The organism is Pseudonocardia bannensis, from assembly GCF_012911875.1.
Classification (GTDB): domain Bacteria; phylum Actinomycetota; class Actinomycetes; order Mycobacteriales; family Pseudonocardiaceae; genus Pseudonocardia; species Pseudonocardia bannensis.
The window spans coordinates 1-9,253 of record NZ_JAAXKZ010000179.1; the positions used below are offsets into that span (position 1 = coordinate 1).

The following is a 9,253-nucleotide window of genomic DNA, read 5'->3' on the forward strand; positions in this document are numbered from 1 at the left end:
AGGCATCGGTCCAGCACTTCTGCGCGCCTGACAGCCCTCGCGGCTTGCTTGAGCCGGGTGCGAGGAAACTTGCACGCCCGGTTCTGAGGGGGCCCCGGCGCAGTGATGCGCCGGGGCTACCCGACCCAGTGGCAGTTCAGCGTGTTCCGAATGGTCGGTGCCGGGTCGCATACTCGGCGCTGTGTCCAAGCTGGTCCTTCCGCCATGGGTCGTGCCGCCGCTGCACGCCGTGGAGGAGTGCGATCGGGTGGCACGGCGATCGTTGGAGCTGCCGCGGTACCGGGCAACGACGCGGGACGCCCGAGTGTCGTCGGCGCTGGTGTGGTTGACGCTGGGTGAGGTGTCGCCGCTGACGCGCCGCTTCGATGGCGGCACGTGGGACCCGCCGAACGCAGTGCCGAACGATCCCACGGCGACGTGGTGCAGCTCGGTCACGTACGAGATGGCGCGCTCGGAGAGCTGGGTCGCGCTCTCGCGTGCTGGTTCGGAGATTCGGCGACAGTGGCGGGCGATCTTGTCGAGGATCTGGCCGGCGGTGGCGGTCCAGAGGAACGGGTGCGGGTCGGTGTTCCACAGGTGATCCACCGTTCCAGCGCCTGGCACAGCTGCTCGACCGAGCAGAACACGCCCCGGTCGAGTTATCGGCGCCGCAGTTCGGCGAACCACCGCTCGACCTCGTTGAGCCAGGACGAGTAGGTGGGGGTGAAGTGCAGGTGGAACCGGGGGTGGGCGAGCAGCACCGATGGATCGCGGGAGCCTTGGGGACCGACAAGTTGTCGCAGATCAGGTGCGCCTGCAGGGCGGGGTCTGTCTCGTGGTCGACCCGGTCGAGGAAGTCGCGGAACTCCACGGCGCGATGCCGGGAGGCCAGCGTGCTGATCACCTTCCCGGTGGCGACATCCAGCGCCGCGAACAGGGCGATCGTGCCGTGCCGGACGTCGTCGAAGCTGCGCCGCTCGGGCGTGCCGGGCGTCATCGGGGCCACCGGGGCGACCCGCTCGATCGCCTGGATCCCCGGCTTCTCGTCCACCGACAGCACCAGCGCCCCCTCCGGGGGATCCAGGTACAACCCGACCACGTCGTGGACCTTGACCACCAGGTGCGGGTCGGCGGTGACGCCCTCGATCTGGATGACGTCAACGGCCGCCCCGATGGGAATCACCACGCCCTGGCGAGGGCACGGGCCGTCCATTCCTCCCCGCCGATGCGCACCGTTCCGGTCCGCTCCGTGACCTCGTCGACGACATAGGCAGTCCGCCCGCACAGCGCGTCCACCCCGAACCGCTCCAGGGATGGCCGGAGCATGTGCCGCGCGGCGATGGGCCGAAGAACCACGATGCCGGCAGCTGCGGCGATGGCGAACACCAGCAGCTGCAGGGGAACCGGCAGCCCGATCGCGGCGGCGCCCGAGGTGATCAGAGCGGCGGCGCCGAGCAGCCCCAGCGCGGCGGTCAAGGTGAAGACCTCAGCGACGCCCAACGCTACTGCGGTGATCAACCAAATGACCCATACAGCCATGCGTCGGCCCTCCTGAACGGCCGAGTCGAGGTTTCGGCCACGGCGTCAATGGATCTGTCGCCCCGCCCGTCGCTTGATCGCCGCATAGGCGGCCGTCGCGACGAACAGCACCGCGCCGACGATCGTCAGCCAGAACAACCCTTCGATGACCGCACCCAGAATCGCCAGCACGAGCCACGCCAGCAGCAATACGACAATCATGCCCAGCATCAGCACATTCCTTTCGGAGAACACTCAGTCGGGCTCTTACGAGCGCCGCCATCTCAACAGGCCCTGCAGGAAAGGCGAGGTTTGCCGCGCTCTCGCCGCGTTGGTGCGGTCGCGGCCTCCCCCCGCCCGCGAGGCACTCACCATCCACGGCACGATCAGCGCCGCGGTGAGGATCCCCAACCCCACGACACCCAGCTCGAGGGCGAGCGAATGCAGGACAACTAACGTGAGCAGTGCGAGGATCAGCAGGCCCGCATGACCGCGCGACAGCGGGAACCGCCGGCGGAACGATGCCGGTAGAGGTGCCTGGGTGAACGTCGCGGCGAGCGCGGGGTCCTTCTCATCCAGTTCGTTCTCGATCCTGGCCAGGATCTGCTGTTCACGGCGCGAGAGCGACATGCCGACCTCCAGTCATTCGGATCTCCGTGCTTGCCTGATCCCCGCATCGACGTCCCTGGACGCGTCGTTCACGCGCCGGTCCGTGGTCACCGACGCGGCGGATGATCGGTGGAGGTGCGTGTGCACGCCATGGGAGCTCGCCCGGGCAGTCGGCAAGAGCGCCTCAGCCGCCTGCAGACCGCGTTGTGGGTCGATGAAGCTGAGCAGCCGGTGGATCGCCTCCGGGTCATCGTCGAGCTCGGCTCCCACTGGCGGTGCGGCCGGGCCGTCGCACTCACCGGTTGCCCATCGCACGACCTCCGGGGCCGTGGGCACGAGGAGCAACGGGGTGGCCCCGGGGCCGGCGTAGTAGCTCAGGGGCGCGTTAGCCGTGCGGTGGGACAACGACCAGCCGTGCGCCGGGCCCCATCTCAACGTGCGGCCCGCGAGCTCGGGGCAGCCGGGGCAGTGCAGGAAGGTGAGCCGGATGTCGATGGGGTCGACGATGCGGACCTCCGCGGAGACCTGCACGACGTCCGAGAGCACCTCGCTGACCAGACGGAGCCCCCGCCGCTCGGCCTCGGAGATCACGTGCAGCCGGTAGCCGTTCACCGCGGCGACGGCGTCCACGCCGAGCGCGGCCACCAGGGCATCGTTGTTCATCCCACCCCTCCCGAGGGTTTGACTTGGAATGAACGGCGGAGTGGCGTCGCGATCTGGGTTCTCGCGGTCAGCGGCGACCCCACACCGGCAACCTCCGCGGTGAATGACCAACTCGCCGGGCGCCGGCCGACTCGCGTCGCTGCGAGAACGCCCGAAGGAGCGAGTCGATCCGTCATCAGCACCGCGACTCCTTCTGCCACCCTCAGCCAGTAGTCCCTGCGATCAGGCTGTCGGGCCTCGCCCTGGGTGGCTATCGGGTCCAGCACCCAACTCCGCGTCCTGCGACGTGTAGACAAGCTGCGGCCCGGCCCAAGAGCAGGCGCGATGTGGGGCCCAGCAACCATGGACAGACCGACACCGTGCGGTGACGCTGTCGGCATGTCAGGGATCGTCGACCAACGTCCGCAACGAGCTCGGGGCGATAAGCGGGCGGGCAAGACCCCGGCGTCGGCGTTGTTCTGGCGGCTGTTCCTGCTCAACGCCCTGGTGTTCGTCGCCGGAGCAGTGGTGCTCATGTTCTCGCCGGCCACCGTGTCGACGCCGGTCGCGGCCGCGGAGGTCACCGTCCTGACCTTGGGATTGGCCCTGATGCTGGCGGTGAACGCGGTGCTGCTCCGGACCAGCCTGCGGCCGCTGGACGGGCTTACTGCCCTCATGGAGCGCGTGGACCTGTTGCGCCCCGGGGAACGTCTCGCGGTCCGCGGCAACGGGGACGTCACGCACCTGGTCCGCACGTTCAACGACATGCTCGACCGGCTCGAGACCGAGCGCGGCGCGAGCAGCGCGCAGGCTCTCGCCGCCCAGGAAGGCGAGCGGCAACGGATCGCCCAGGAGCTGCACGACGAGATCGGGCAGAGCCTCACCGCTGTACTCCTGGGCCTGAAGCGGACCGTCGACCGCGCACCAGACGACCTGCGCGCCGAGCTCCGGACCGTCCAGGAGCTCATCCGCGCCAGCCTGGACGAGGTGCGGCAGGTGGCCCGACGGCTCCGCCCCGGGGTGTTGGAGGACCTGGGTCTGCTCAGCGCCATGAACGCGTTGGCCACCGACTTCTCGCAGGCGAGCGAGGTACCGATCACACGCCGGCTCGATCAACGGCTGCCGGCACTGGGGAGGGATGCCGAGTTGGTGCTCTACCGGATCGCACAGGAGAGCCTGACCAACATCGCGCGACACGCGTGCGCCTCGCGGGCCGAACTGGCGCTGACCCGCGAGCGGGATGGCGTGGTCATGCGCATCACCGACGACGGCAGGGGACTCAATGGGTCGGCCGAGGGCGCCGGCATCCGGGGGATGCGGGAGCGCGCCATCCTCATCGGCGCCCACCTCACCCTCGGCCCGACGTCTGCGGGCGGCACCGAGGTGCGCCTGGTCGTCCCGGTCGAAGCGGAACGGGGGTAGGCGGAGATGGAACCCGGCAAGACACGCATCCTGCTGGCCGACGATCACGCGCTCGTGCGCGGCGGTCTGCGGCTGATCCTGGACGGCGAACCGGACCTCGTTGTGGTCGCCGAGGCCGGCGACGGCGCGGAAGCCGTCGAGCTCTCCACACGCGGCGACGTCGACCTGGCGATTCTCGACATCGCCATGCCGCGGATGACCGGGCTGCAGGCGGCCCGGGAGATGTCCCGACGGGCACCCACGGTGCGCATCCTCATGCTGTCCATGTACGACAACGAGCAGTACTTCTTCGAAGCGCTCAAAGCCGGCGCCTCGGGCTACGTGCTCAAGTCGGTCGCCGACCGCGACCTGGTCGAGGCCTGCCGCGCCGCGATGCGCGGCGAACCCTTCCTCTACGCCGGCGCCGTCACCGCCCTCATCCGGGACTACCTACAGCGCAACCGGCACAACGACCGCATCCCCGACAGCATCCTTACCCCCCGCGAGGAGGAGATCGTCAAGCTGATCGCCGAAGGTCGCTCCTCCAAGGAGATCGCCAACACCCTGGTCATCAGCGCCAAGACCGTCGACCGGCACCGAGCCAACATCCTGCAGAAACTCGGCATGCGCGACCGCCTCGAGCTGACCAGATTCGCCATCCGCGCCGGACTCGTTGAGCCCTGACAAACCCGCGGCGTCTGGCGGCGCCGGTGTCGGCGTGGAGGTGGCGGGCCGGCACCTGCTCGCGGTGATCGACCAGCACACCCGAGTCGTGCTCGGGCAGGTCACCGTCGAAGCGACGATGGCCGGCAGAGCGGGTGAGATCAATCAGTTCACCCCGCTGCTGGACATCCTGACCGGCGTCGACCTCGCCGGCGTGGTGATCACCGCCGACGCGCCCGCGATCAGCACCCAAGCCCTGAAGAAGATCAGTACACACGTCCGCCGTTGGCGGCTGCACCGCTAGATCTACCACTCCTTCGGCGAGGTAGCCCGCACGATCAACCCGGTCGTCGCGGGCTGGATGCAGTACTACGGGCGGTTCTACCCGTCAGCGCTGTATCGCCTCCTGGCCCGCATCAATGCCTACCTGGTGCGCTGGATCCGCAACAGGTACCGACGCTACGACGCGACCCGCGCCGCCCGCCGCGAGCTCGCGGAGATCACCCACGGGTATCCCCGCCTGTTCCGGCACTGGCGCTGGGTCACGACCGCCTTCTGAGCAGGATGACAAGAGCCCAGTGACCGGAGACGGTCACGCCGGGATCTGTGGGAGCCGGAGGGTGAAACTCCCTCCGGCCGCCCGACCCTGGGCGCGGGCAGGGCTCCGCGATCGGGACTCTCGTCGACCGCGCCACCCGCTACACGATGTTGATCCACCTTCCGGCCTGGTGGAAGGCCCCGCAGTTCCGCGACGCCTTCCTTGCCGGCACCGCCGAGATCCCACCGCATCTGCGCGCGGCCTTGACCTGGGATCAGGGCAGTGAGATGGCGTTGCACGCCGAGATCGCCGCCCGGGCCGGTTTCGAAAGCTACTTCTGCGACCCGCACTCGCCCTGGCAGCGCGGCACCAACCAGAACACCAACGGCCTGCTGCGCCGGTACTTCCCGAAGGGCTCTAACCTCTCAGTTCACACTCTGGACCACCTGAAGGCCGTGGCCCGGCAGCTCAACAACCGGCCACGGATGGTCCTCGGGGACCTGGCACCCGCCCAGGCCATGAGAGGATCACTCACGTCACCGATCACTCACTGATTCGCGACCACCAGGAGAAACTGCCTGCGCGCTTTTCCGGCTGTGGCTGCACACGGCAACCAGGCGGCTGTGTGAGGAGTACCCGCCCCAGCAGATTCGGACGGGTGCCGCGATGCCCCTATCCTCGATGTAGCGCAGCGAGGACGGAGTGCGCGTGCAGCGAGATCTTCGCGTATCGGACGCCGAACGACAGGCCGTCGTGCGACGCCTGGAACGGGCGTTACGGGACGGACGACTCACGATCATCGAGTTCGACGAGCGAGTGCAGGGCGTCTACGCCGCGCGCGTCCGCAGCGAGCTGGAGGTGCTGACCGAGGACCTACCGCCCGACCTGTGGTGACCTTTACCGCACTACCGCGTCACCGTCGGTCCGCTCTGGCGTTCCGTTGGCTGTGTCTACCGGAACGTCCACCGGAACGTGCGGTGGGGCGGGCGCACCCTCCGGGGTGGCTGTCGGCGGTATTGAGGGGGTCGGCGTGGTCGCGGGCGCAGTGGCCGGCGCGTTGGTCGAGTGCTCGAAGAATCGCATCACTTCGACCGGCAGTGGCATCACCAGCGTGCTGTTCTGGTCCGACGCCACCTCGCTGACGGTCTGCAGTAACCGCAGCTGCATTGCTCCCGACGGGTTTCCCATCACCCGCGCTGCGTCGGCAAGCCTGGCCGAGGCCTGGTACTCGCCGTCTGCGGCGATCACGCGGGCGCGACGGTCCCGCTCGGCCTCGGCCTGGTGGGCCATCGCGCGGCGCATGCCCTCCGGAAGGGCGATGTCCTTGATCTCGACCCGGTCGACGCTGATGCCCCAGTCGTCGGTCGGGGTATCGATGACCGCGCGCAGCTCGGCGTTGACCCGTTCGCGGTCGGACAGCATCGTGTCGAGGTCCGCACGGCCGATCACCGATCGCAGGGAGGTCCGTGCGACTTGCGAGATGGCGCCGAGGTAGTTCTCGACTTTCACCACCGCCCTGACGGGGTCGGTGACGCGGAAGTACACGACCGCGTCGACGTTGACCGTCACGTTGTCCTTGGTGATTGCGCCCTGGGGCGGGACGTCGAGCACGATGGTCTGGACCGGCACCCTCACCATCCGGTCGGCGACCGGCACCAACAGCCGTAGACCTGGCTGGCGGACCTGGGGCAACAGCCGCCCGAAGCGCAGGACCACGCCCCGCTGGTACTGCTGCACCATCCGGACGCTGGTGGCGACCAGCAGCGCCACCAGGGCGATGACCACGATCAGAACCGTCGTGAGCATTAGATCCCACATCCTTCGATTCGACGATGACCCGACCGTCCGGGCCGACTCAGCCCGACTGGTTCTTCTCGATCGCAGCAAGCAGCAGCCACGGGACCATGACTAGCGTGGTGACGAGGCCGAGGACGGCCCACCACGACGCCGAGACCAGCGCGCCGGCCAGCACGAGGACGGACAACACGACGAACAGCAGGAATGTCGACCGGGCGGACAACGGCCACCACCCCGGCATCGTCCGCGATCTGCGGTGGCTCATCTCATGAGCAAGGTGGGGGTCGGTGGTGACGAGACCGTCCTCGATGCCGGCGAGAACCTGCCGCTCCCAGGGAGTCAGGCCGTCGCGGCCGTGCGGGTCGGGCTGGGACGAGGTCGGCATCTGTGTGACCTTTCGGGCAGCGACGAGGTGATGCCGACCAGCCTTCCCGGCGCGCCCTATCTGCAGCGTAGGCTCCATACGGCCGATCGGCCAGTCCTGGTCGGCGCCCGATCAGCCGTGCCCTTCGTCGGCCTCGTAGACGTCGGGCACCCCGTCGGCGTCGGTGTCGCGTTCCTCCTCGGCGCAGATCCGCCGGTAGTGCCGGTTCCGCGCGCGCAGGACGATGGTCGCGAGCATCGCCGACAGGAGCGAGCCGGTCAGGACACCGATCTTGACGTGCTCGTCGCGTTCGCTGCCGGCGCCGAACGCCAGCTCGCCGATCAGCAGCGACACCGTGAAGCCGATCCCGCCGAGCATCGCCACGCCGAGAACGTCCCACCAACTGACGCCTTCGGCGAACCGGGCGCCGGTGAACTTCTGCACGAGCCATGTCGAGCCGAACACGCCGACGGTCTTGCCGACCACCAGGCCGACGATGATCCCGAGGGTCACCGAGTCGGTGAACGCTGCCCCGAGCCCGCCGGCACCCCCGATCGACACGCCGGCGGAGAAGAACGCGAACAGCGGCACCGCCACGCCGGCCGACAGTGGCCGGATGCGGTGCTCGAAGTGCTCGGCCAGACCGGGGCCGGGGCCTTCGGCGCGGCGGATCACCGGGACGGTGAACGCGAGCAGCACCCCGGCGACGGTGGCGTGCACGCCGGACTCGTGCACCAGTGCCCAGGTGATCACCGCGAGCGGCAGCAGCAGCCACCACGCCCGCACCCGGCGCTGCACGAGCAGCGCGAACAACCCGAGGGGGATCAGGGCCAGCAGGAGCGGCACCGGCTGGAGGGATCTGGTGTAGAAGACGGCGATGATCGTGATCGCGAGTAGGTCGTCGACCACGGCCAGGGTGAGCAGGAAGGTGCGCAGCGCCGCGGGCAGGTGGGTGCTGATGATTGCCAGGACGGCGAGGGCGAACGCGATGTCGGTGGCGGTCGGGATCGCCCAACCCACCAAGGCCTCGCGCCCGGCGGGGGCGTTGATCACGACGTAGAGCAGCGCCGGTAGGGCCATCCCGCCGACGGCCGCGACGACGGGCAGCGTCGCGCGCCGGGGGTCGCGCAGGTCCCCCGCCACGAACTCCCGTTTCACCTCGAGCCCGGCGACGAAGAAGAAGATCGCGAGCAGCCCGTCGGACGCCCACTGCGCGAGAGTCAGGTCCAGGTGCCACGCCACCGGGCCGACCCGCAGCCCGCTCAGCTCCCGGTACACATCGCCCCAGGGCGAGTTCGCCCAGATCAGCGCGGCGGCCGCGGCGGCGACGAGCAGGACCCCGCCGACGGTCTCCGTCCGGAGGATGTCGCCGATGCGGCGGACCTCGGGCCAGCTCCCGCGGCCGAGCAACGAGGCTGGTGTCCCCACGGGGCTCCTTCGGGAGGCGTCGACGAACCGACCGCCGACCAGACTTCCCGGCACACCGGTGTCGACCCTACCCGAGCTGGGGGTCCGTCGGCATGTCCTGAGCGCCGCGCCCCGTTGGTGCGGGTGCGGTCCGCCCCGGCGCCAAGGCGATCCAGCAGCCGGCACCCACCCATTCGACATCAAAGCCTTTGCCCAGTCTCAGTAGCTGTTTGACAGTCCTGTCTCAGGACATGGTTGACACTCGGCCTAGGAAACATGGGTCGTGCGGGGTCGGTGGGCCTTGATGCTGCGGACCGGCTGGTTGGTGGTCCGGG

The 9,253-nt window shown here is 69.2% G+C and carries 13 protein-coding genes and 2 pseudogenes; 6 read left to right on the forward strand and 9 right to left on the reverse strand.

The genetic code is table 11. The features are described 5' to 3' along the window. Positions 1–638: 638 nt before the first annotated feature. The 6 genes and pseudogenes from HF519_RS28135 to HF519_RS28160 form a co-directional block, all read right to left on the reverse strand. Positions 639–740, reverse strand: a complete 102-nt coding sequence (locus HF519_RS28135; protein ID WP_169416012.1) for a transposase — start codon at positions 738–740, stop codon at positions 639–641. A 53-nt stretch (positions 741–793) separates the two neighbouring features. After that, positions 794–1,192, reverse strand: a pseudogene (locus tag HF519_RS33620) (hypothetical protein); the annotation flags it as partial. Continuing rightward, positions 1,159–1,518 (reverse strand): NfeD family protein, encoded by a 360-nt coding sequence (locus tag HF519_RS28145; protein WP_169416013.1) that lies wholly within the window; start codon positions 1,516–1,518, stop codon positions 1,159–1,161. The pseudogene HF519_RS33620 and the gene HF519_RS28145, both read right to left, overlap by 34 nt. 45 nt (positions 1,519–1,563) lie before the next feature. Next, positions 1,564–1,728, reverse strand: coding sequence for a hypothetical protein (locus HF519_RS28150; protein ID WP_169416011.1), 165 nt, complete (start codon positions 1,726–1,728; stop codon positions 1,564–1,566). A 36-nt stretch (positions 1,729–1,764) separates the two neighbouring features. Beyond that, complete coding sequence (locus HF519_RS28155; RefSeq protein ID WP_169416014.1) at positions 1,765–2,127, reverse strand: DUF3040 domain-containing protein; 363 nt, start codon at positions 2,125–2,127, stop codon at positions 1,765–1,767. A 12-nt stretch (positions 2,128–2,139) separates the two neighbouring features. Beyond that, on the reverse strand, positions 2,140–2,769 hold the full coding sequence (locus tag HF519_RS28160; RefSeq protein WP_169416015.1) for a hypothetical protein: 630 nt from the start codon (positions 2,767–2,769) through the stop codon (positions 2,140–2,142). Between the two features lie 378 nt (positions 2,770–3,147). Between HF519_RS28160 and HF519_RS28165 the strand changes: the two genes are divergently transcribed. The 6 genes and pseudogenes from HF519_RS28165 (at position 3,148) to HF519_RS28190 (ending at position 6,244) form a co-directional block, all read left to right on the forward strand. Next, positions 3,148–4,170 (forward strand): sensor histidine kinase, encoded by a 1,023-nt coding sequence (locus HF519_RS28165; protein ID WP_169416016.1) that lies wholly within the window; start codon positions 3,148–3,150, stop codon positions 4,168–4,170. 6 nt (positions 4,171–4,176) lie between these two features. Beyond that, positions 4,177–4,833 carry a response regulator gene (locus tag HF519_RS28170; protein WP_169416017.1) on the forward strand — a complete coding sequence of 219 codons (657 nt, stop codon included), beginning with the start codon at positions 4,177–4,179 and terminating at the stop codon, positions 4,831–4,833. Positions 4,834–4,867: 34 nt separating this feature from the next. Continuing rightward, a complete protein-coding gene (locus tag HF519_RS28175) occupies positions 4,868–5,116 on the forward strand; it encodes a hypothetical protein (RefSeq protein WP_169416018.1) in 249 nt (82 codons plus the stop codon). Between the two features lie 57 nt (positions 5,117–5,173). After that, positions 5,174–5,371, forward strand: a complete 198-nt coding sequence (locus tag HF519_RS28180) for a group II intron maturase-specific domain-containing protein (RefSeq protein ID WP_246245376.1) — start codon at positions 5,174–5,176, stop codon at positions 5,369–5,371. Between the two features lie 104 nt (positions 5,372–5,475). Further along, positions 5,476–5,904, forward strand: a pseudogene (locus tag HF519_RS28185) (IS30 family transposase); the annotation flags it as partial. Positions 5,905–6,058: 154 nt separating this feature from the next. Continuing rightward, a complete protein-coding gene (locus tag HF519_RS28190; RefSeq protein WP_169416019.1) occupies positions 6,059–6,244 on the forward strand; it encodes a DUF1707 SHOCT-like domain-containing protein in 186 nt (61 codons plus the stop codon). A gap of 3 nt (positions 6,245–6,247) precedes the next feature. On the opposite strand, the gene HF519_RS28195 is transcribed toward HF519_RS28190, so the two are convergent. From HF519_RS28195 to nhaA, 3 genes are all read right to left on the reverse strand, one after another. Beyond that, the gene (locus HF519_RS28195; protein ID WP_312860404.1) at positions 6,248–7,135 is read right to left on the reverse strand and encodes a slipin family protein; all 888 of its coding nucleotides are present in this window, start codon (positions 7,133–7,135) and stop codon (positions 6,248–6,250) included. 70 nt (positions 7,136–7,205) lie between these two features. After that, complete coding sequence (locus tag HF519_RS28200) at positions 7,206–7,532, reverse strand: DUF3040 domain-containing protein (protein WP_169416020.1); 327 nt, start codon at positions 7,530–7,532, stop codon at positions 7,206–7,208. A 111-nt stretch (positions 7,533–7,643) separates the two neighbouring features. After that, positions 7,644–8,939: a Na+/H+ antiporter NhaA gene (gene nhaA / locus HF519_RS28205; RefSeq protein WP_312860405.1), complete on the reverse strand. Its 1,296-nt coding sequence runs from the start codon at positions 8,937–8,939 to the stop codon at positions 7,644–7,646. Between the last annotated feature and the right edge of the window lie 314 nt (positions 8,940–9,253).

Coding starts and splice junctions, on each gene's coding strand:
- HF519_RS28180 (WP_246245376.1), top strand. CDS start 5,174: ATGCAGTACTACGGGCGGTTCTACCCGTCAGCGCTGTATCGCCTCCTG.
- HF519_RS28160 (WP_169416015.1), bottom strand. CDS start 2,769: ATGAACAACGATGCCCTGGTGGCCGCGCTCGGCGTGGACGCCGTCGCC.
- HF519_RS28150 (WP_169416011.1), bottom strand. CDS start 1,728: ATGCTGGGCATGATTGTCGTATTGCTGCTGGCGTGGCTCGTGCTGGCG.
- HF519_RS28145 (WP_169416013.1), bottom strand. CDS start 1,518: ATGGCTGTATGGGTCATTTGGTTGATCACCGCAGTAGCGTTGGGCGTC.
- HF519_RS28170 (WP_169416017.1), top strand. CDS start 4,177: ATGGAACCCGGCAAGACACGCATCCTGCTGGCCGACGATCACGCGCTC.
- HF519_RS28155 (WP_169416014.1), bottom strand. CDS start 2,127: ATGTCGCTCTCGCGCCGTGAACAGCAGATCCTGGCCAGGATCGAGAAC.
- HF519_RS28165 (WP_169416016.1), top strand. CDS start 3,148: ATGTCAGGGATCGTCGACCAACGTCCGCAACGAGCTCGGGGCGATAAG.
- HF519_RS28200 (WP_169416020.1), bottom strand. CDS start 7,532: ATGCCGACCTCGTCCCAGCCCGACCCGCACGGCCGCGACGGCCTGACT.